Here is a 20637-nt window from a genome sequence, read left to right on the forward strand (position 1 = left end):
GGCCGGTCTGCCGGCCCCCGACCTCGCCCGAGAATTAGCAGTACAGACGACGACATAGGGGACATAGTGCTCGACGTCAACTTCTTCGACGAGCTGCGCATTGGTCTCGCCACCGCCGACGACATCCGTCAGTGGTCGCACGGCGAGGTCAAGAAGCCTGAAACGATCAACTACCGCACCCTGAAGCCGGAGAAGGACGGGCTCTTCTGCGAGAAGATCTTCGGTCCGCAGCGGGACTGGGAGTGCTACTGCGGTAAGTACAAGCGCGTCCGGTTCAAGGGCATCATCTGTGAGCGCTGCGGCGTCGAGGTGACTCGTTCCAAGGTCCGTCGTGAGCGGATGGGGCACATCGAGCTCGCCGCTCCGGTGACCCACATCTGGTACTTCAAGGGCGTTCCGAGCCGGCTGGGCTACCTGCTGGACCTCGCCCCCAAGGACCTCGAGAAGATCATCTACTTCGCCTCGTACGTCGTGACGAGCGTGGACGCGGAGTCGCGTCACCGTGACCTCTCGACGATCGAGAACGAGATCCTGGCCGAGAAGCGGCAGTCCGAGAACAGCCGCGACTCGGAGATCGAGAAGCGGGCCGCCAAGCTCGAGGCCGACCTGGCCGAGCTGGAGGCCGAGGGTGCCAAGGCGGACGTCCGGCGCAAGGTCAAGGAGGGCGGAGAGCGCGAGATGCGCCAGATCCGCGACCGGGCCCAGCGCGAGATCGACCGCCTGGACGAGGTGCTGGACACCTTCCGCAAGCTGGAGCCGAAGCAACTGGTCACCGACGAGCTGCTCTACCGCGAGCTGCGTGACCGGTTCGGTGAGTACTTCACCGGTTCCATGGGCGCCGAGGCGATCAAGGCGCTGGTCCAGAACATGGACCTCGACGCCGAGGCCGAGAGCCTGCGGGAGACCATCCGGTCCGGCAAGGGTCAGCGGAAGATCCGGGCGCTCAAGCGACTCAAGGTCGTCGCGGCGTTCCTGAACACCCGCAACTCGCCGCTCGGCATGGTGCTCGACTGCGTCCCGGTCATCCCGCCGGACCTGCGCCCGATGGTGCAGCTCGACGGTGGTCGCTTCGCGACCTCGGACCTGAACGACCTGTACCGCCGCGTGATCAACCGGAACAACCGCCTCAAGCGTCTGATCGACCTCGGTGCTCCCGAGATCATCGTGAACAACGAGAAGCGGATGCTCCAGGAGGCCGTCGACGCGCTGTTCGACAACGGCCGTCGTGGTCGGCCGGTCACCGGCCCGGGTAACCGCCCGCTCAAGTCGCTGTCCGACATGCTGAAGGGCAAGCAGGGCCGGTTCCGCCAGAACCTGCTGGGCAAGCGCGTCGACTACTCCGGCCGTTCGGTCATCGTGGTCGGCCCGAAGCTCAAGCTGCACCAGTGCGGTCTGCCCAAGCAGATGGCGTTGGAGCTGTTCAAGCCGTTCGTCATGAAGCGGCTGGTGGACCTCAACCACGCGCAGAACATCAAGTCCGCCAAGCGGATGGTCGAGCGTCAGCGCCCGGTCGTGTGGGACGTGCTGGAAGAGGTCATCGGCGAGCACCCGGTGCTGCTCAACCGGGCGCCGACCCTGCACCGCCTGGGCATCCAGGCCTTCGAGCCGCAGCTGGTCGAGGGCAAGGCGATCCAGATCCACCCGCTGGTCTGCACCGCGTTCAACGCCGACTTCGACGGTGACCAGATGGCGGTGCACGTGCCGCTGTCCGCCGAGGCCCAGGCCGAGGCTCGGATCCTGATGCTGTCGTCGAACAACATCCTCAAGCCGGCCGACGGCAAGCCGGTCACCATGCCCACCCAGGACATGGTCATCGGTCTCTACCACCTCACCCATCTCACCGCCGGTGAGAAGGGCGAGGGCCGGGCGTTCAGCTCGGACGCCGAGGCGCGGATGGCCTTCGACAACGGTGAGCTGCACCTGCAGGCACCGGTGCGGATCCGTCTGCACGGCGTGATCGGTGTCGACAACGGCGCCGGCGCCGAGCCGTGGACCGCCCCGGAGGGCTGGGTCGAGGGTGAGCCGCTGACCGTGGACACGACCCTGGGTCGGGTGCTGTTCAACGAGACGCTGCCGCAGGGCTACCGCTTCGTGAACTACGAGATCCGCAAGGGTCAGCTCTCCGCGATCGTCAACGACCTCGCCGAGCGCTTCCCGAAGGTGGCCCTGGCCGCCACCCTGGACGGGCTCAAGGAGGCCGGTTTCCACTGGGCCACCTGGTCCGGCGTGACGATCGGCATGGAGGACGTCATCGCTCCGCCGCGCAAGGCGGAGATCCTGGCGCGGTACGAGAAGGAAGCCGACCGGATCGACAAGCAGTACCAGCGTGGTCTGATGACCGCCGAGGAGCGTCGCGGCGAACTCATCGAGATCTGGACCAAGGCGACCAACGAGGTCGCCAAGGAGATGGACACCGCGCTGCCGCAGGAGAACCCACTGTGGAAGATGATCAACTCGGGTGCTCGCGGTAACCTGCTTCAGCTCCGGCAGATCGCGGCGATCCGTGGTCTGGTGGCCAACCCGAAGGGCGAGATCATCCCGCGGCCGATCAAGGCCAGCTACCGGGAGGGTCTGTCCGTGCTGGAGTACTTCATCTCCACGCACGGTGCCCGTAAGGGTCTCGCCGACACCGCGCTGCGTACCGCCGACTCGGGTTACCTGACCCGTCGTCTGGTGGACGTCTCGCAGGACGTCATCATCCGCGAGGAGGACTGCGGCACCGACCGGGCGATCCCGATGCAGATCGGCGAGCGGCTGGACGGCAAGCTCGTCGTCCACACCCACGCCGAGACCAGCGTGCACGCCCGGACGCTGGCCGACGACATCAAGGGTCCGGACGGCACCGTGGTGGCCGAGCGTGGCCAGGACATCAACTCCATCGGGGTCGACAAGATCGTCGCCGCCGGCGTGGAGACGGTCCGGGTGCGCAGCGTGCTCACCTGCGAGTCGAAGCTGGGCGTCTGCGCGGCCTGCTACGGCCGGTCGCTGCCGACCGGTAAGTCGGTCGACATCGGCGAGGCCGTCGGCATCATCGCCGCCCAGTCCATCGGTGAGCCCGGTACGCAGCTGACGATGCGTACCTTCCACACCGGTGGTGTCGCGGGTGAGGACATCACCCAGGGTCTGCCGCGTGTGCAGGAGATCTTCGAGGCCCGGGTCCCGAAGGGTAAGGCGCCCATCGCCGACACCCCCGGCCGGATCCGGATCGAGGACGGCGAGCGCTCGCGCAAGATCATCGTGGTGCCGGACGACGGCAGCGACGAGATCGTCTACGACAAGATCTCGAAGCGGGTCAAGCTCCGGACCCACGACGGCGGCCACGTCGCGGTCGGCGAGAAGCTGACCGAGGGCACCATCGACCCGCATGAGCTTCTGCGGATCATGGGTCCGCGGGCGGTCCAGGTCCACCTGACCAGTGAGGTCCAGGAGGTCTACCGTTCGCAGGGTGTGCTCATCCACGACAAGCACATCGAGATCATCATCCGCCAGATGCTCAAGCGGGTGACGGTCATCGACTCCGGCTCGACCGAGTTCCTGCCGGGTGTGCTCGTCGACCGGGCGCTGTTCGAGTCGGAGAACCGCCGACTCGTCTCGGAGGGCGGCGAGCCCGCCGCCGGTCGTCCGGTGCTGATGGGTATCACCAAGGCCTCGCTGGCCACCGACTCCTGGCTCTCGGCGGCCTCCTTCCAGGAGACCACCCGGGTGCTGACCGACGCTGCGATCAACTCGCGCAGCGACTCGCTGGTCGGCCTCAAGGAGAACGTGATCATCGGAAAGCTCATCCCGGCCGGTACGGGCATCAGCAAGTACCGCAACGTCCGGGTGGAGCCGACCGAGGAGGCCAAGGCCAAGGTCTACTCGATGACCGGGTACCCGGAGACCGACTACGGGTTCGGGCCGGCCGGCGGGCAGGCTGTGCCGCTGGACGACTTCGACTTCGGGTCGTACCGCTAAGCACCATCACACGACGAGGCCCCCGGTATCCGCCGGGGGCCTCGTCGTGTCCGGAGCCACCCACCCCGGCTGCGACTTCGGCATGATGGGGGGATGACGACCGCACCCGGGCAGGTGCCCGTCGCGCACCACGACCCACGTCACCCTCTCGACCCGGATCCGGCCCGTGCCACGAAGGCGCGGGCGGTCTTCGCGCTGGGGCTGCTCGGCATGCTGACCGGGCTCTTCATCGGGGGGGTGGTGCCCGCGACGGTGGCACTGCAGTTGGCCCGGCAGGCGCGCCGTGAGGCGTACACCTCGGGGGGTTTTCTGACCGGTGCCGTCTGGCTGCGGCGGGGGGAGCGGATGGCCTGGACCGGCCTGGTGCTGTTCGCGGTCACCGTGGTCACCGCGGTGGTGATCGGCGTGGTCCGGCTGGCCGGGGCGCCGTTCGGCCACGACTACCCGACGAACATGGACTGAGCCGGCCGGTGGCCGCGCCCCGGCCGCGGCGCCCTCGGCGGTAGCCTGGCCGGTGTCCACCGTGCGGCGGTGGTGCCCTTTCGACAGGAGGACCTCGTGACGGAACCGGCGCGGCCCCCTGCGGACGAATCGGCCGCCCCTCCGGACGCGCCGACCGCGCCCGAGCCGGCCCCTGCCGCGCCGACCGCGCCCGAGCCGGCCCCTGCCGCGCCGACCGCGCCCGAGCCGGCCCCTGCCGCGCCGACCGCGCCCGAGCCGGCCCCTGCCGCGCCGACCGCGCCCGAGCCGGCCCCTGCTGTGTCGAGCCCGCCCGAGCCGACCTCTTCCGCGCCCGCCTCTGCGGCGCCGGGCTCGCCTGCGCCGAGTGGCTGGGAGCGGCCTGGCCCGGGTGGCGCACCGCAGCCTGCGGGTTGGGCTCCAACGCCGTCCTCCGCACCACCCCCCGGCTGGGGCCCGCCCGCGTCGACCGGCTACCACCAGCCGTACCCGGTCTCCGGTGGGCCGACCCCGCCGCCCCCAGGCTGGGGTCCGCCGTCGTCTGGGCCTGGTGTGCCGCCGGGGTGGGGTCCGCCGTCGTCTGGGCCTGGTGTGCCGCCGGGGTGGGGTCCGCCGTCGTCTGGGCCTGGTGTCCCGCCCGGGTGGGGTCCGCCGCCGGGGCGTGGGCCGGGTTGGGGTGGCATGGTCGGGCATCCGGTTCCACCCCCCACGGATGACCAGCGCCGACCGCCGAAGCGGGTCGAGACGGTTCCGGGTACGCCGTTCGGTGTCGTGCACCTGGACGTGGCGCCCGTCACGTCCGGGCTGGCCATCGGGGCGCTGGTGGCCGGCATCGCGTCGGCAGTGGTCTCGCTTCTGGTGATCTGCTTCGGCGTGACCTTCGTGGACGAGGGCGGTGCGTGGGCCTCCGGGGCGTTCGCGGTGCTCGGGGTCCTGACGGGCGTGGCGGCGGTCGTCATCGGGCTGCTGGGCCAGCGGCAGATCCGCCGGCCGGTCACGCCTCCGGCCGTCCGCTTCACCGGCCGTGGTCTGGCGGTGGCCGGGATCAGCTGCGGCGTGGCGGGAGCGGTGCTCAGCCTCCTCGGCCTGGGCCTGGCGTTGCTCCTCGCGCTGGCCTGAGCGGGTTCGCTGCCGTCGCCCCCTTCCGTGTCCAAACCCGGTGCCGGTCCGGGGCCGACGGGTGGTCCCGCGGGGAAGCCGGTACACTTGTTTTCGTAGGTGCCCATCGCGGGCGACGGGGCAGGGCGAGATCCGGCCGGCGGAGTGAGACAGTCGCCGGGCCATTCCGTTTTGACCTGGGCGGTTGTGGTAGGTACTCTTTCCCCTTGTGCCCGGGCATGCCCGGGCAACTCGTGCGTGCGCTGTTTGGGGATTTCGAGCGGCGGCACGACAGGCCAAGGATCCGGGGCGGGGCGACCCGCGTACCGGTGACAAACTCCGGTCCGCACGCGAGAGCGTCGCAACGGAGCCGTGACGAGGGCGACACGCCCGACCGCGGGTGCCGGGGTCTCCGCAAGGCGACCCTGGTCGGAATGTAGGAGAGCCGGTCATCAGGCCGGCTAACGAGCAGACGGCGCGGCCGCGGATGCGGCCGAAGGGAGCGGAGAAACCCGGTGCCCACGATCCAGCAGCTGGTCCGAAAGGGCCGCCAGGCGAAGACGACCAAGACGAAGACCCCGGCGTTGAAGGGTTCCCCTCAGCGGCGCGGCGTGTGCACCCGCGTGTACACCACCACCCCGAAGAAGCCGAACTCGGCGCTGCGCAAGGTCGCTCGCGTGAAGCTCAGCAGCCAGATCGAGGTGACCGCCTACATCCCGGGCGTCGGTCACAACCTGCAGGAGCACTCGATCGTGCTCGTCCGCGGTGGCCGGGTGAAGGACCTCCCCGGCGTGCGTTACAAGATCGTTCGCGGCTCGCTGGACACCCAGGGTGTCCGCAACCGCAAGCAGGCGCGCAGCCGTTACGGCGCGAAGAAGGAGAAGAGCTGACATGCCGCGTAAGGGACCCGCTCCGCGGCGGCCACTGGTCGCTGACCCGGTGTACAACTCGCCGCTGGTCACCCAGCTGGTGAACAAGATCCTGCTCCGCGGCAAGCGTCAGCTCGCCGAGTCCATCGTGTACGCGGCCCTCGAGGGCTGCCGCGAGAAGTCCGGCACCGACCCGGTCGTCACCCTGAAGCGGGCGATGGACAACGTCAAGCCGACCCTCGAGGTGCGCAGCCGTCGTGTCGGTGGCGCCACCTACCAGGTTCCGGTCGAGGTCCGCCCGACCCGGGCGACCACCCTGGGCCTGCGTTGGCTGGTCACCTACTCCCGCGCCCGGCGCGAGAAGACCATGGTCGAGCGGCTGATGAACGAGCTGCTGGACGCGAGCAACGGCCTCGGTGCCGCCGTCAAGCGGCGCGAGGACACGCACAAGATGGCCGAGTCGAACAAGGCCTTCGCGCACTACCGCTGGTAACACCCTGGTTCCGGCGCTCACGGGCGCCGGAACCGCCACCAGTTGAGTCGAGACGACGATAAGTAGGGATTGAAGTGGCCGCCGCAGACGCGCTCGCCAACGTACGCAACATCGGCATCATGGCGCACATCGATGCCGGTAAGACCACGACCACCGAGCGAATCCTGTTCTACACCGGTATCACGTACAAGATCGGTGAGGTCCACGAGGGCGCTGCCGTCATGGACTGGATGGAGCAGGAGCAGGAGCGTGGTATCACCATCACCTCCGCTGCTACCAAGTGTGAGTGGAAGGGCCACACGATCCAGATCATCGACACGCCTGGCCACGTCGACTTCACGGTCGAGGTCGAGCGGTCGCTGCGGGTCCTGGATGGCGCGGTCGCGGTTTACGACGGTGTCGCCGGCGTGGAGCCCCAGACGGAGAACGTCTGGCGGCAGGCCGACAAGTACAACGTCCCGCGCATGTGCTTCGTCAACAAGCTCGACCGGACCGGCGCCGACTTCTTCCGCTGCGTGCAGATGATGATCGACCGGCTGAACGCCACCCCGCTGGTGCTCCAGATCCCGATCGGGCTCGAGGGCGACCACATCGGTGTCGTCGACCTGATCGGCATGCGCGCCCTCACCTGGCGCGGGGAGACCCAGAAGGGTGAGGACTACGCGATCGAGGAGATCCCGGCCGAGCTGGCCGACTCCGCGGCCGAGTGGCGCGAGAAGCTGATGGAGACCCTGGCCGACGTCGACGACTCGGTGATGGAGAAGTACCTGGAAGGCGAGGAGGTCTCCGTCGAGGAGATCAAGGCCGCCATCCGGCGTGCCACCATCGCCGGCAAGGCGAACCCGGTGCTCTGCGGCTCGGCGTTCAAGAACAAGGGCGTCCAGCCCATGCTCGACGCCGTCGTCGATTTCCTGCCGTCGCCGCTGGACGTTCCGGCGATCGAGGGCACGGCCCCCGACGGCGAGACCCCGCTGCTGCGGAAGCCGTCCAAGGCCGAGCCCTTCTCCGGCCTGGCGTTCAAGATCCAGACCGACAAGCACCTCGGCAAGCTCACCTACGTCCGGGTCTACTCCGGCGTGGTCGAGACCGGCACCCAGGTGGTCAACTCCACCAAGGACCGCAAGGAGCGGATCGGCAAGATCTACCAGATGCACGCCAACAAGCGGGAAGAGCGCAGCTCGGCCCAGGCTGGCGACATCATCGCGGTGCAGGGTCTCAAGCAGACCACCACCGGTGACACGCTGTGCGACCCGGCGAACCCGGTCATCCTGGAGTCGATGACCTTCCCGGAGCCGGTCATCGAGGTCGCGATCGAGCCGAAGACCAAGGCCGACCAGGAGAAGCTCAGCACCGCCATCCAGCGGCTGGCCGAGGAGGACCCGACCTTCCGCGTCAAGCTGGACGAGGAGACCGGCCAGACGGTCATCGCCGGCATGGGCGAGCTGCACCTGGACATCCTGGTCGACCGGATGCGCCGCGAGTTCAACGTCGAGGCGAACATCGGTAAGCCGCAGGTGGCGTACCGCGAGACGATCCGCCGCAAGGTGGAGAAGATCGAGTACACCCACAAGAAGCAGACCGGTGGTTCGGGTCAGTACGCCCGCGTCATCGTGAGCGTCGAGCCGCTGCCGTTGGACAACGACTCGCCGACCTACGAGTTCGCGAACGCCGTCACCGGTGGCCGTGTCCCCCGGGAGTTCATCCCGTCGGTGGACGCGGGCGCCCAGGACGCCATGCAGTACGGCATCCTGGCGGGCTTCCCGCTGGTCGGTGTGAAGCTGACGCTGCTGGACGGCCAGTACCACGAGGTCGACTCCTCGGAAATGGCATTCAAGATCGCCGGCTCGATGGTGATGAAGGAGGCGGCCCGCAAGGCCGACCCCGCACTGCTCGAGCCGATGATGGCTGTTGAGGTCACCACTCCTGAGGAGAACATGGGTGACGTCATCGGCGACCTCAACTCCCGCCGCGGCATCATCCAGGCGATGGAGGAGCGCAGCGGCGCCCGCATCGTCCGGGCTCTGGTGCCGTTGTCGGAGATGTTCGGCTACGTCGGCGACCTGCGGTCGAAGACCCAGGGCCGGGCTAGCTACAGCATGCAGTTCGACTCCTACGCCGAGGTTCCGCAGAGCGTCGCGAAGGAGATCATCGCGAAGGCGACGGGCGAGTAACTGCCCCGAGCAGGTGATTCGTGGTTGGTCGCGGGAGGTTCACCCGCCCGCGGCCACCACGATCGGATCGCGTGAGACCGGGCCTGTAGGCTTCATCGCCGCAGAACCCACAAAGGCTCTCCGGCCGTCTGGCCGGAAAGGCTGTCGACAGAGTCCTAAGCGCCGACCGGCGCGCCGGGCGTACGAACCAAGAAGTCCACAGGAGGACACCAGTGGCGAAGGCTAAGTTCGAGCGGACTAAGCCGCACGTCAACATCGGCACCATTGGTCACATCGACCACGGTAAGACGACGCTGACGGCGGCCATCACCAAGGTCCTGCACGACCAGTACCCGGACCTGAACCCCTACACGCCGTTCGACGAGATCGACAAGGCGCCGGAGGAGAAGGCCCGCGGCATCACGATCTCCATCGCGCACGTCGAGTACCAGACCGAGGCGCGGCACTACGCGCACGTTGACTGCCCCGGTCACGCTGACTACATCAAGAACATGATCACCGGTGCCGCGCAGATGGACGGCGCGATCCTGGTGGTGGCGGCGACCGACGGCCCGATGCCGCAGACCCGCGAGCACGTGCTGCTGGCCCGTCAGGTCGGTGTGCCGTACATCGTCGTGGCGCTCAACAAGAGCGACATGGTCGACGACGAGGAGCTCCTGGAGCTCGTCGAGCTCGAGGTGCGCGAGCTGCTCTCCTCGCAGGAGTACCCGGGTGACGACCTGCCGGTCGTCCAGGTCTCCGCGCTGAAGGCGCTCGAGGGCGACCCGGTCTGGACCGCGAAGCTGCTCGAGCTGATGAGCGCGGTCGACACCGCGATCCCGCAGCCGGAGCGCGAGACCGAGAAGCCGTTCCTCATGCCCGTCGAGGACGTGTTCACGATCACCGGTCGTGGCACCGTCGTCACCGGTCGTGTCGAGCGTGGCGTCCTGCTCCCGAACGAGGACGTCGAGGTCGTCGGCATCCGCGAGAAGGGCTTCAAGACCAAGGTCACCGCGATCGAGATGTTCCGGAAGACCCTGGACGACGCCCGCGCAGGTGAGAACGTCGGCCTGCTGCTGCGTGGCACCAAGCGCGAGGACGTCGAGCGCGGCATGGTCGTCATCAAGCCGGGCACGACCACCCCGCACACGGAGTTCGAGGCGACGGTCTACATCCTCTCCAAGGAGGAGGGTGGCCGCCACACCCCGTTCTTCCAGAACTACCGTCCGCAGTTCTACTTCCGGACCACGGACGTCACCGGTGTCGTCACCCTCCCCGAGGGCACCGAGATGGTCATGCCGGGTGACAACACCACCATGTCGGTGAAGCTGATCCAGCCCATCGCCATGGAGGAGAACCTCAAGTTCGCGATCCGCGAGGGTGGCCGCACCGTCGGCGCCGGGTTCGTCACCAAGATCGTCAAGTGAACTAGGTAACCCCGATTAGACCCGCCGCCGGTCGTGCGGCATACTAGTCAGGTTGCGTAACGACAGTTCGTCGCCTGTGTTCGGCTTTCGCTGAACCTCCGGGTGGCGAGACGGTCGAGCGTGGGGTGGTTGGCGGCCCAGTCGCCAACCACCCTCGCACGGCGTTCAGGTCGCGGTAAGCGATCGGCGCCTTGACCCACCGCGCGGTCAAGCACCACTCCGGAACCATGGGGCGGAGCTCGGCCCGAGGGCGCGACACGCCCGACCGCGGGGGTCGGCGAAGTGGGCCTGTGCCAGCCGGTACAGGCGCCCGCAACACAGCGGCATCGAGAGAAGGAACAGAAGCCACCATGGCGGGACAGAAGATCCGCATCCGGCTCAAGGCCTATGACCACGAGGTCGTCGACTCCTCGGCTCGGAAGATCGTCGAGACGGTGACGCGCACCGGGGCGCAGGTCGCGGGCCCGGTGCCGCTGCCCACGGAGATCAACCGTTTCTGCGTTATCCGCTCGCCGCACAAGTACAAGGACTCGCGCGAGCACTTCGAGATGCGCACGCACAAGCGGCTGATCGACATCATCGACCCGACCCCGAAGACGGTCGACTCGCTCATGCGCCTCGACCTGCCGGCTGGCGTCGACATCGAGATCAAGCTGTAGGGACCGGACAAATGGACAGGCAAGTCAAGGGGATCCTGGGCGCCAAGCTCGGCATGACCCAGGTCTGGGACAACAACCGCGTTGTTCCCGTGACCGTGGTCGAGGCCGGCCCGTGCGTCATCAGCCAGGTTCGTAGCGCCGAGAAGGACGGTTACTCCGCGGTCCAGCTGGCCTACGGCAACATCGACCCGCGCAAGGTCAAGAAGCCGGTCAGCGGGCACTACGCCAAGGCGGACGTGGCGCCGCGCCGGCACATCGTCGAGCTGCGCACCACGGACGCCGCGGAATACTCGCTCGGCCAGGAAGTCACCGTCGAGGAGTTCCCGGCCGGCGTCGTCATCGACGTCACCGGCAAGACCAAGGGCAAGGGCTACGCCGGCCCGATGAAGCGGCACGGCTTCCACGGTCTGGGCGCCGGCCACGGTGTCGAGCGCAAGCACCGCTCGCCCGGTTCCATCGGTGCCTGCGCCACGCCGGGTCGTGTCTTCAAGGGCACCCGGATGGCCGGCCGGATGGGTGGCGTGCGGTACACCGTGCAGAACCTCACCGTCCAGGCGGTCGACACCGAGAACAACCTGCTGCTCGTCCGGGGTGCCATCCCCGGTCCGAAGGGCGCGCTCGTTCTGGTCCGTACCGCGGCGAAGAGCAAGGTGAAGAAGGGCGGTGCGGCCAAGTGACCACCGTTGACGTGCGCACCGTCGAAGGCACCACCAGCAGCTCGGTCGAGCTGCCGGCGGACATCTTCGACGTGCAGGCCAACGTCGCGCTGATGCACCAGGTCGTGGTGGCCCAGCTCGCGGCGGCCCGACAGGGCACGCACAAGGCCAAGACCCGCGGCGAGGTCGCCGGTGGCGGCAAGAAGCCGTACAAGCAGAAGGGCACCGGTCGCGCCCGGCAGGGCTCGATCCGCGCGCCGCAGTTCGCCGGCGGTGGCGTCGTGCACGGTCCCGTGCCGCGTGACTACAGCCAGCGGACCCCGAAGAAGATGAAGGCCGCCGCTCTGCGGGGCGCCCTCTCCGACCGGGCCCGCGCCGGGCAGGTGCACGTCGTCGAGGCGTTCGTCTCGGGCGAGAAGCCGTCGACCAAGGCGGCCCTGGCCACGCTCGCGAAGCTCACCGAGGCCCGTCGGGTCCTGGTCGTGCTGAGCAGCACCGACGAGCTGAACTGGGTGTCGCTGCGCAACGAGCCGCGCGTGCACCTGATCGAGTCCGGCCAGCTGAACACGTACGACGTGCTCGTGGCCGACGACGTGGTCTTCACCAAGGACGCCCTGGACGAGTTCCTGGGCGTGCCCGCCGAGACCACCGAGGAGGGTGGCAAGTGAGCACGATCGCCGACCCGCGCGACATCATCGTGGCGCCGGTCGTCTCGGAGAAGAGCTACAGCGAGCTGAACCGGAACTGGTACACCTTCCTGGTGCACCCGGACGCGAACAAGACCGAGATCAAGATCGCTATCCAGCAGATCTTCAACGTCCGCGTCCTGACGGTCAACACGCTCAACCGCCAGGGTAAGCGCAAGCGCACCAAGACCGGCTTCGGTCAGCGCAAGGCGACCAAGCGGGCGATCGTGAAGCTGGCTGACGGTGACCGCATCGAGGCCTTCGGCGGCCCGGTCAGCTGAGGGGTGTAGACAATGGCTATCCGTAAGTACAAGCCGACGACGCCGGGCCGACGTGGCTCCAGTGTCGCTGACTTCGCCGAGATCACCCGGTCCACGCCGGAGAAGTCGCTGCTGGCTCCGCTGCCGAAGAAGGGCGGGCGTAACGCCCACGGCCGGATCACCACGCGGCACCACGGCGGCGGTCACAAGCGCCAGTACCGTCTGATCGACTTCAAGCGGGTCGACAAGGACGGCGTGCCGGCGAAGGTCGCTCACATCGAGTACGACCCCAACCGCACCGCGCGCATCGCGCTGCTGCACTACGCCGACGGCGAGAAGCGGTACATCATCGCGCCGAAGGACCTGAAGCAGGGCGACCGCGTCGAGTCCGGTCCGGGCGCCGACATCAAGCCCGGCAACAACCTGCCGCTGCGCAACATCCCGGTCGGTACCACGATCCACAACGTGGAGCTGCGTCCGGGCGGCGGGGCCAAGCTGGCCCGTTCCGCCGGGGTCGGCATCCAGCTGCTCGGTCGTGAGGGCGCGTACGCGACCCTGCGTATGCCGTCCGGCGAGATCCGGCGGGTGGACGTGCGCTGCCGCGCCAGCGTCGGCGAGATCGGCAACGCCGATCAGTCGAACATCAACTGGGGCAAGGCCGGCCGGATGCGGTGGAAGGGCAAGCGCCCGACCGTCCGTGGTGTCGCCATGAACCCGGTCGACCACCCGCACGGTGGTGGTGAGGGTAAGACCTCCGGTGGTCGCCACCCGGTCAACCCGCAGGGTAAGCCCGAGGGCCGTACCCGCCGTAAGGGCCAGCCGAGTGACCGGCTGATCGTCCGCCGTCGCTACGCCACGCGTAAGCGCGGCTGAGGGAGATAAGACATGCCTCGCAGCCTGAAGAAGGGCCCGTTCGTCGACGACCACCTGCTCAAGAAGGTGGAAGTTCAGAACGACAAGGGCTCCAAGAACGTGATCAAGACCTGGTCGCGGCGCTCGACGATCATCCCCGAGATGCTGGGGCACACGATCGCCGTGCACGACGGACGCAAGCACGTCCCGGTGTTCGTGACCGAGGCGATGGTCGGGCACAAGCTCGGCGAGTTCGCGCTGACCCGCACGTTCAAGGGTCACGAGAAGGACGACCGGAAGAGCCGTCGGCGCTGACGCCGCGGGCATACGGATAGAGGGAACAAGGGGTTACAGCGATGCCAGGAAAGGGCGACGCTCCGGTGCTTCCGGGCGCGCGGGCGGTTGCGCGGCACGTGCGCATCTCGCCGATGAAGGCGCGCCGGGTGGTCAACCTCGTCCGCGGCCTGCCCGCGAAGGAGGCGCTCACGGTGCTGCAGTTCGCGCCGCAGGCTGCGAGCGAGCAGGTGTACAAGGTGCTCGCTAGCGCGATCGCCAACGCGGAGAACAACGAGCGGCTGGACCCCGACGCGCTGCTCGTCAGCGAGGCCTTCGTGGACGAGGGCCCGACGATGAAGCGGTTCCAGCCGCGGGCCCAGGGTCGGGCCTACCGCATCCGCAAGCGCACGTGCCACATCACCGTGGCGGTCGAAGCGGTCGCGCCGGCAGCACCGAGGAAGGCTGCGGCTAAGAAGGCCGCCCCGGCCACGGAGGCCGCACCGGCCGAAGCGCAGAGCAAGACGGAGGACGCCGAGTAATGGGTCAGAAGGTTCACCCCACTGGGTTCCGGCTCGGCATCTCGACCGACTGGAAGTCCCGCTGGTTCGCGGACAAGCTCTACAAGGACTACATCGGCGAGGATGTCAAGATCCGCCGCATGATGTCCAAGGGCCTCGAGCGCGCCGGGATCTCCAAGGTCGACATCGAGCGCACCCGCGACCGGGTTCGGGTCGACATCCACACCGCCCGGCCGGGCATCGTCATCGGCCGTAAGGGTGCGGAGGCCGACCGGATCCGCGGCGAGCTGGAGAAGCTCACCGGCAAGCAGGTTCAGCTGAACATCATCGAGGTGAAGAACCCCGAGTCGGACGCTCAGCTCGTCGCGCAGGGCGTGGCCGAGCAGCTGTCCAGCCGGGTCAGCTTCCGTCGGGCGATGCGCAAGGCCATGCAGTCGGCGATGAAGAACCCGGTCTGCAAGGGCATCCGGGTTCAGGTCTCGGGTCGCCTCGGCGGCGCCGAGATGAGCCGGACCGAGTTCTACCGTGAGGGCCGGGTTCCGCTGCACACGCTGCGGGCCAACATCGAGTACGGCTTCTTCGAGGCCCGTACCACGTTCGGTCGGATCGGTGTGAAGGTCTGGATCTACAAGGGCGACGCCGTTCCGGGCCGGGAGGCTCCGGCCGAGGCCGGTCCGTCCCGCCCGCGTCGTGGTGAGCGTGGCGACCGTCCCGAGCGTCCGCGCCGTGGCCGGTCGGGTTCGTCCGGCACCACGGCTGGTGGCACCGAGGCCGGCCGGGCTGCTGCGACCACCATCGCGCAGCAGGCCGAGACGCCGAGCGGCGAGCCGGTCGACAGCTCCGCTGTCGCCGCCGCGGCTGCTCCGGCAGAAACGCAGCAGGAGGGCTGACAGATGCTGATGCCGCGCAAGCCCCCGAAGGGCTTCCGCAAGCCGCACCACCCGGACCGCAGTGGCGCGTCCAAGGGTGGTAACCGGGTGGTGTTCGGCGAGTTCGGGATCCAGGCTCTCGAGCCGGCGTACGTGACGAACCGGCAGATCGAGTCGGCACGTATCGCGATGACTCGCCACATCAAGCGTGGTGGCAAGGTCTGGATCACGATCTTCCCGGACCAGGCCCTCACCAAGAAGCCGGCCGAGACCCGGATGGGTTCCGGTAAGGGTTCGCCCGAGTGGTGGGTCGCCAACGTCAAGCCGGGGCGGGTTCTCTTCGAGATGTCCTTCCCCAACGAGCAGACCGCGCGAGAGGCCATGCGTCGCGCGATCCACAAGCTCCCGATGAAGTGCCGCATTGTTACGCGCGAAGTGGGTGAATCCTGATGGCAGCGGGCGTTAAGGCGACCGAGCTGCGTGAGCTCTCCGAGGAGGAGCTGGTCACGAAGCTGCGGGAGGCCAAGGCGGAGCTGTTCAACCTCCGCGTGCAGGCCGCAACCGGGCAGCTCGACAACAACCGGCGGCTGCAGGTCATCCGCCGGGAGATCGCCCGGATCTACACGATCATGCGCGAGCGCGAGCTGGGGCTCTCGGCCGCGCCGACTGAGGTGACTGCATCATGACCGAAGAGACCGCCACCACCGCGCGCTCGCGCCGCAAGGTCCGTGAGGGCCTGGTGGTCAGCGACAAGATGGACAAGACCGTCGTGGTCGAGGTCGAGGACCGGGTTCGGCACGCGCTGTACGGCAAGATCATGCGTCGTACGAGCAAGCTGAAGGTGCACGACGAGCAGAACGCCGCCGGCACCGGTGACCGGGTTCTCATCATGGAGACCCGGCCGCTGAGCGCCACCAAGCGTTGGCGGATCGTGGAGATCCTGGAAAAGGCCAAGTAGCGAAGGCTCGAGCTCGCCCGGCGTTGCGTCGGGCGTAGGTTCCGCCAGGCTCCGGCCGCCACGGCGGCCGGAGAACCGGCAGACATAGGAGATAGACGTGATTCAGCAGGAGTCGCGACTGCGCGTCGCCGACAACACGGGTGCTCGGGAGATCCTGTGCATCCGGGTTCTCGGTGGCTCGGGTCGGCGCTACGCGAGCATCGGCGACGTCATCGTGGCCACGGTCAAGGACGCCATCCCGGGTGCCGGTGTGAAGAAGGGCGACGTCGTCAAGGCGGTCGTCGTTCGCACGGCCAAGGAGAAGCGGCGGCCGGACGGCTCGTACATCCGCTTCGACGAGAACGCCGCCGTCATCATCAAGGACGGCGGGGACCCGCGTGGTACCCGCATCTTCGGCCCGGTGGGCCGGGAGCTGCGGGACAAGCGGTTCATGAAGATTATTTCCCTCGCGCCGGAGGTGTTGTGACCGTGAAGGTCAAGAAGGGCGACACGGTCGTCGTCATCGCCGGCAAGGACAAGGGTGCCAAGGGCAAGGTCATCGCGGCCTACCCGCGGCAGGACAAGGTCCTGGTCGAGGGCGTGAACCGGGTCAAGAAGCACACCCGCATCAGCACCACCCAGCGTGGCGCCAAGACCGGCGGCATCGTCACCCAGGAGGCCCCGATCCACGTCTCGAACGTGCAGGTCCTGGACTCCGACGGCAAGCCGACCCGCGTCGGTTACCGGATCGACGACAACGGCCAGAAGGTCCGCATCGCGCGTAGCACCGGTAAGGACCTGTGATGACCACGGCTACCGAAAAGACCATGCCGCGCCTCAAGGAGCGGTACCGCAACGAGATCGTGGCCCAGCTGCGCGAGCAGCACAGCTACGGCAACCCCATGCAGGTGCCGCGGCTGGTCAAGATCGTCGTCAACATGGGTGTCGGCGAGGCTGCTCGCGACGCCAAGCTGATCGACGGCGCGGTCCGTGACCTCGCCACGATCACCGGCCAGAAGCCGCAGGTGCGGCGGGCGACCAAGTCCATCGCGCAGTTCAAGCTGCGTGAGGGCATGCCGATCGGCGCGAAGGTCACCCTTCGCGGTGACCGGATGTGGGAGTTCCTGGACCGGCTGCTCTCCATCGCGCTGCCGCGTATCCGTGACTTCCGCGGTCTGGACGGGCGCAAGCTGGACGGGCACGGCAACTACACGTTCGGTCTGACCGAGCAGTCGGTGTTCCACGAGATCGATCAGGACAAGATCGATCGGCAGCGGGGCATGGACATCACGGTGGTCACGACCGCCACGACCGACGACGAGGGCCGGGCGCTGCTCAAGCTCCTGGGCTTCCCGTTCAAGGAGAACTGAGATGGCCAAGAAGGCGCTGATCATCAAGGCGGCCGCGAAGCCGAAGTTCTCGGTTCGCGCGTACACCCGCTGCCAGCGGTGCGGGCGTCCGAAGGCGGTCTACCGCAAGTTCGGGCTCTGCCGGGTCTGCATCCGGGAGATGGCTCACCGTGGTGAGCTGCCGGGCGTGTCCAAGGCTTCCTGGTAAGGGCGACCGCGTCCCGGCCGTCGGCCGGGAACTCCTGCACCGATTAGGTATTGCTCTTCGCCGTAGGCCCGGGGCTGATGCCCCGGGAACCCCGGCGAGAAAGGCTGACGAAATCCATGACGATGACCGACCCGATCGCAGACATGCTCACGCGTCTGCGTAACGCCAACCAGGCGTACCACGATCAGGTGAAGATGCCCTACTCCAAGATCAAGGCGAACATCGCCGAGGTCCTGAAGGCCGAGGGTTACATCGCCACCTGGTCGGTCGAGGAGCCCGAGGAGGGCGCCGTCGGCAAGCGACTGGTCGTCGAGCTGAAGTACGGCCAGAACCGCGAGCGGAGCCTGGCCGGCATCAAGCGAGTGTCCAAGCCCGGTCTCCGGGTGTACGCCAAGTCGGACGGGCTCCCGCGGGTGCTCGGCGGGCTCGGCGTGGCGATCATTTCGACGTCCCAGGGGCTGCTGACCGACCGGCAGGCCCGCAAGCGGAGCGTTGGCGGGGAAGTCCTCGCCTTCGTCTGGTAACGGGAGACAGGTAGAAATGTCGCGAATTGGACGTAAGTCGATCCCGGTGCCAGCCGGCGTCGACATCACGATTTCCGGGCAGACCGTCACGGTCAAGGGCCCCAAGGGCCAGCTTGAGCACACCCTCGCCGAGCCGATCACGATCGAGCGGGCCGAGGATGGGCAGCTGAGCGTCAACCGGCCGAACGACGAGCGCAAGGCCAAGGAACTCCACGGCCTCAGCCGTACGTTGATCGCCAACATGATCGTCGGTGTCACCGAGGGCTACCGCAAGAGCCTGGAGATCGCCGGCACCGGTTACCGGGTGACCGCTAAGGGTTCGGACCTCGAGTTCGCGCTCGGGTTCTCGCACCCGGTGGTCGTCTCCGCCCCGACGGGCATCACCTTCACGGTGGAGCGGCCGACCCTATTCCACGTTGCCGGCATCAACAAGCAGCAGGTCGGTGAGGTCGCCGCCAACATCCGGAAGATCCGCCCGCCGGAGCCCTACAAGGGCAAGGGCGTCAAGTACCAGGGCGAGGTCATCCGCCGCAAGGCTGGAAAGGCAGGTAAGAAGTGAGCGCCACGCTGCTCAAGCGCCGCCGCGGTGTCGCCGCCAAGCGCGCCGTCGGGCGTGCGCGTCGACACTTCCGCGTCCGCAAGAACGTCACCGGTACGGCCGAGCGTCCGCGCCTGGTCGTCACCCGTTCGCTGCGGCACATGGTCGCCCAGGTCGTCGACGACTCCAAGGGTCACACCCTGGCGTCGGCGTCGACCCTGGACGCCTCGCTGCGCGGTGCGGAGGGCGACAAGAGCGCCCTCGCCGGCAAGGTGGGCGCTCTGCTCGCCGAGCGGGCCAAGGCCGCTGGCGTCTCCAAGGTCGTCTTCGACCGCGGTGGCAACCGGTACGCGGGGCGGGTCGCCGCGCTTGCCGACGCCGCCCGCGAAGCCGGGCTCGAGTTCTAACAACCCCGTCACGAGAGATAAGGAAGGCTGCTGATGCCAGGTCAACAGCGCCGTGGCGGCGGGTCCGGTGGCAACGAGGGTGGTCGCCGCGACAACCGCCGTGAGGGCGGCCGCGGAAACGCGCCCGTCGAGAAGACCCCGCACCTCGAGCGGGTCGTCGCGATCAACCGCGTCGCCAAGGTCGTGAAGGGTGGTCGTCGCTTCAGCTTCACCGCCCTGGTGATCGTGGGCGACGGCGACGGCACGGTCGGCGTGGGCTACGGAAAGGCCAAGGAGGTGCCCGCGGCCATCGCCAAGGGTGTCGAGGAGGCCAAGAAGCACTTCTTCAAGGTTCCGCGTATCGGCCAGTCGATCCCGCACCCGGTGACGGGTGAGGACGCCGCTGGCGTGGTGCTGCTCAAGCCGGCCTCGGCCGGTACGGGTGTCATCGCCGGTGGTCCGGTGCGCGCCGTGCTGGAGTGCGCCGGTATCCACGACGTGCTCTCCAAGAGCCTCGGCTCGTCGAACCCGATCAACATCGTGCACGCCACCGTGGCGGCCCTGAAGGGGCTCGAGTCCCCCGAGCAGGTCGCGTCGCGTCGTGGTCTGCCGGTGGAGGACGTCGCGCCGGCCGCCATGCTGGCGTCGCGGGCGGGGGTGGCGTCCTGATGGCACGCCTGAAGGTCACCCAGCTCCGGTCCGGTATCGGGACCAAGCAGAACCAGCGTGACTCGCTGCGTTCGCTCGGTCTCAAGCGGATCAACGACGTGGTGGTCAAGGAGGACCGGCCCGAGATCCGCGGCATGATCTTCACGGTCAACCACCTCGTGAAGGTCGAGGAGGTCGAGTAATGACGATCAAGGTGCATCACCTGCGCCCGGCACCCGGATCCAAGACCGCGAAGACCCGTGTGGGTCGCGGTGAGGGGTCCAAGGGCAAGACCGCCGGTCGCGGTACCAAGGGTTCCAAGGCCCGCAAGAACATCTCGGCGGCGTTCGAGGGTGGGCAGATGCCCATCCACATGCGTCTGCCGAAGATGAAGGGCTTCAAGAACAAGTTCAAGGTGGTCTTCCAGGTTGTCAACCTGGACCGACTCGCTGAGCTGTTCCCGAACGGTGGCCAGGTCGGCCCGCTGGAGCTGGTCGAGGCCGGCGCGGTCCGCAAGGGTCACCCGGTCAAGGTCCTCGGCACCGGGGACCTCGGCGGTGTGGCGCTCCAGGTGTCCGCGCACGCGTTCAGTGCGTCGGCCAAGGAGAAGATCGCTGCCGCCGGTGGCTCCGTCACCGAGCTGTAAGGCGTAGGACAATGGCGCCCGTCCAGTTGTGACCAACTGGCGGGCGCCATGGTCTGCCTGGGGCCCTAGCGCCCGGTAATATCGGAATCGATTTATGTAGTCGGGCACATCTGCCCGGAGCGGGGTAGGGCTGTTAGAGTCCCATCCCAGTCATGGATTGCGGGCGCTCGCCCGT

The 20637-nt window shown here is 68.0% G+C and carries 28 protein-coding genes; all 28 read left to right on the forward strand.

What is annotated here, in order from left to right:
- Window positions 1-66 precede the first annotated feature (66 nt).
- The 28 genes from O7617_RS15950 to rplO all read left to right on the forward strand — a co-directional run bounded on the left by O7617_RS15950 (window position 67) and on the right by rplO (window position 20462).
- Window positions 67-3954: a DNA-directed RNA polymerase subunit beta' gene (locus tag O7617_RS15950; RefSeq protein WP_282264460.1), complete on the forward strand. Its 3888-nt coding sequence runs from the start codon at window positions 67-69 to the stop codon at window positions 3952-3954.
- 93 nt (window positions 3955-4047) lie between these two features.
- Window positions 4048-4416 (forward strand): hypothetical protein, encoded by a 369-nt coding sequence (locus O7617_RS15955; RefSeq protein WP_282264461.1) that lies wholly within the window; start codon window positions 4048-4050, stop codon window positions 4414-4416.
- 678 nt (window positions 4417-5094) lie between these two features.
- Window positions 5095-5532 (forward strand): phage holin family protein, encoded by a 438-nt coding sequence (locus O7617_RS15960; protein WP_282264462.1) that lies wholly within the window; start codon window positions 5095-5097, stop codon window positions 5530-5532.
- 494 nt (window positions 5533-6026) lie between these two features.
- On the forward strand, window positions 6027-6401 hold the full coding sequence (gene rpsL, locus O7617_RS15965) for a 30S ribosomal protein S12 (RefSeq protein ID WP_007465318.1): 375 nt from the start codon (window positions 6027-6029) through the stop codon (window positions 6399-6401).
- A 1-nt stretch (window position 6402) separates the two neighbouring features.
- Window positions 6403-6873 (forward strand): 30S ribosomal protein S7, encoded by a 471-nt coding sequence (rpsG, locus tag O7617_RS15970; RefSeq protein WP_007465317.1) that lies wholly within the window; start codon window positions 6403-6405, stop codon window positions 6871-6873.
- Between the two features lie 74 nt (window positions 6874-6947).
- Window positions 6948-9044 carry an elongation factor G gene (fusA, locus tag O7617_RS15975; protein ID WP_088987572.1) on the forward strand — a complete coding sequence of 699 codons (2097 nt, stop codon included), beginning with the start codon at window positions 6948-6950 and terminating at the stop codon, window positions 9042-9044.
- A 212-nt stretch (window positions 9045-9256) separates the two neighbouring features.
- Window positions 9257-10450 carry an elongation factor Tu gene (gene tuf, locus O7617_RS15980; protein ID WP_282264463.1) on the forward strand — a complete coding sequence of 398 codons (1194 nt, stop codon included), beginning with the start codon at window positions 9257-9259 and terminating at the stop codon, window positions 10448-10450.
- Between the two features lie 350 nt (window positions 10451-10800).
- Window positions 10801-11109: a 30S ribosomal protein S10 gene (gene rpsJ, locus O7617_RS15985; protein ID WP_007073037.1), complete on the forward strand. Its 309-nt coding sequence runs from the start codon at window positions 10801-10803 to the stop codon at window positions 11107-11109.
- A gap of 11 nt (window positions 11110-11120) precedes the next feature.
- On the forward strand, window positions 11121-11786 hold the full coding sequence (gene rplC / locus O7617_RS15990) for a 50S ribosomal protein L3 (RefSeq protein ID WP_282264464.1): 666 nt from the start codon (window positions 11121-11123) through the stop codon (window positions 11784-11786).
- Window positions 11783-12433, forward strand: coding sequence for a 50S ribosomal protein L4 (rplD, locus tag O7617_RS15995; RefSeq protein ID WP_088987575.1), 651 nt, complete (start codon window positions 11783-11785; stop codon window positions 12431-12433). The genes rplC and rplD overlap by 4 nt, the downstream gene beginning before the upstream one ends.
- The gene (rplW, locus tag O7617_RS16000) at window positions 12430-12732 is read left to right on the forward strand and encodes a 50S ribosomal protein L23 (protein ID WP_007465304.1); all 303 of its coding nucleotides are present in this window, start codon (window positions 12430-12432) and stop codon (window positions 12730-12732) included. Before rplD ends, rplW begins: the two co-directional genes overlap by 4 nt.
- A gap of 12 nt (window positions 12733-12744) precedes the next feature.
- Entirely contained in the window at window positions 12745-13584 is an 840-nt protein-coding gene (rplB, locus tag O7617_RS16005) for a 50S ribosomal protein L2 (protein WP_088987576.1), read from the forward strand.
- Between the two features lie 12 nt (window positions 13585-13596).
- Window positions 13597-13878, forward strand: a complete 282-nt coding sequence (gene rpsS / locus O7617_RS16010) for a 30S ribosomal protein S19 (RefSeq protein WP_007465299.1) — start codon at window positions 13597-13599, stop codon at window positions 13876-13878.
- A 41-nt stretch (window positions 13879-13919) separates the two neighbouring features.
- Complete coding sequence (rplV, locus tag O7617_RS16015) at window positions 13920-14378, forward strand: 50S ribosomal protein L22 (protein ID WP_007465297.1); 459 nt, start codon at window positions 13920-13922, stop codon at window positions 14376-14378.
- Entirely contained in the window at window positions 14378-15247 is an 870-nt protein-coding gene (gene rpsC, locus O7617_RS16020; RefSeq protein WP_145778898.1) for a 30S ribosomal protein S3, read from the forward strand. Before rplV ends, rpsC begins: the two co-directional genes overlap by 1 nt.
- Window positions 15248-15250: 3 nt before the next feature.
- A complete protein-coding gene (rplP, locus tag O7617_RS16025) occupies window positions 15251-15676 on the forward strand; it encodes a 50S ribosomal protein L16 (protein ID WP_053653940.1) in 426 nt (141 codons plus the stop codon).
- Window positions 15676-15912: a 50S ribosomal protein L29 gene (rpmC, locus tag O7617_RS16030; protein ID WP_007465283.1), complete on the forward strand. Its 237-nt coding sequence runs from the start codon at window positions 15676-15678 to the stop codon at window positions 15910-15912. The genes rplP and rpmC overlap by 1 nt, the downstream gene beginning before the upstream one ends.
- Window positions 15909-16184: a 30S ribosomal protein S17 gene (rpsQ, locus tag O7617_RS16035; RefSeq protein WP_278141718.1), complete on the forward strand. Its 276-nt coding sequence runs from the start codon at window positions 15909-15911 to the stop codon at window positions 16182-16184. Before rpmC ends, rpsQ begins: the two co-directional genes overlap by 4 nt.
- A gap of 97 nt (window positions 16185-16281) precedes the next feature.
- Window positions 16282-16650 (forward strand): 50S ribosomal protein L14, encoded by a 369-nt coding sequence (gene rplN, locus O7617_RS16040; protein ID WP_007073026.1) that lies wholly within the window; start codon window positions 16282-16284, stop codon window positions 16648-16650.
- Window positions 16647-16967 carry a 50S ribosomal protein L24 gene (rplX, locus tag O7617_RS16045; protein ID WP_007465276.1) on the forward strand — a complete coding sequence of 107 codons (321 nt, stop codon included), beginning with the start codon at window positions 16647-16649 and terminating at the stop codon, window positions 16965-16967. The genes rplN and rplX overlap by 4 nt, the downstream gene beginning before the upstream one ends.
- Complete coding sequence (gene rplE / locus O7617_RS16050) at window positions 16967-17533, forward strand: 50S ribosomal protein L5 (RefSeq protein ID WP_088987580.1); 567 nt, start codon at window positions 16967-16969, stop codon at window positions 17531-17533. Before rplX ends, rplE begins: the two co-directional genes overlap by 1 nt.
- 1 nt (window position 17534) lies before the next feature.
- Window positions 17535-17720: a type Z 30S ribosomal protein S14 gene (locus tag O7617_RS16055; RefSeq protein WP_007465272.1), complete on the forward strand. Its 186-nt coding sequence runs from the start codon at window positions 17535-17537 to the stop codon at window positions 17718-17720.
- A gap of 116 nt (window positions 17721-17836) precedes the next feature.
- Window positions 17837-18244 carry a 30S ribosomal protein S8 gene (gene rpsH / locus O7617_RS16060; RefSeq protein ID WP_007465270.1) on the forward strand — a complete coding sequence of 136 codons (408 nt, stop codon included), beginning with the start codon at window positions 17837-17839 and terminating at the stop codon, window positions 18242-18244.
- Between the two features lie 16 nt (window positions 18245-18260).
- A complete protein-coding gene (gene rplF / locus O7617_RS16065) occupies window positions 18261-18803 on the forward strand; it encodes a 50S ribosomal protein L6 (protein ID WP_282264465.1) in 543 nt (180 codons plus the stop codon).
- A gap of 8 nt (window positions 18804-18811) precedes the next feature.
- Entirely contained in the window at window positions 18812-19189 is a 378-nt protein-coding gene (gene rplR, locus O7617_RS16070) for a 50S ribosomal protein L18 (protein ID WP_347403535.1), read from the forward strand.
- Window positions 19190-19222: 33 nt separating this feature from the next.
- Window positions 19223-19837 (forward strand): 30S ribosomal protein S5, encoded by a 615-nt coding sequence (rpsE, locus tag O7617_RS16075; RefSeq protein WP_282264466.1) that lies wholly within the window; start codon window positions 19223-19225, stop codon window positions 19835-19837.
- Entirely contained in the window at window positions 19837-20019 is a 183-nt protein-coding gene (rpmD, locus tag O7617_RS16080) for a 50S ribosomal protein L30 (protein ID WP_030329904.1), read from the forward strand. The genes rpsE and rpmD overlap by 1 nt, the downstream gene beginning before the upstream one ends.
- Entirely contained in the window at window positions 20019-20462 is a 444-nt protein-coding gene (gene rplO / locus O7617_RS16085) for a 50S ribosomal protein L15 (protein ID WP_088987584.1), read from the forward strand. The genes rpmD and rplO overlap by 1 nt, the downstream gene beginning before the upstream one ends.
- Window positions 20463-20637 lie beyond the last annotated feature (175 nt).

The organism is Micromonospora sp. WMMD1155, from assembly GCF_029581275.1.
In the GTDB taxonomy this organism is placed as follows: Bacteria; Actinomycetota; Actinomycetes; order Mycobacteriales; family Micromonosporaceae; genus Micromonospora.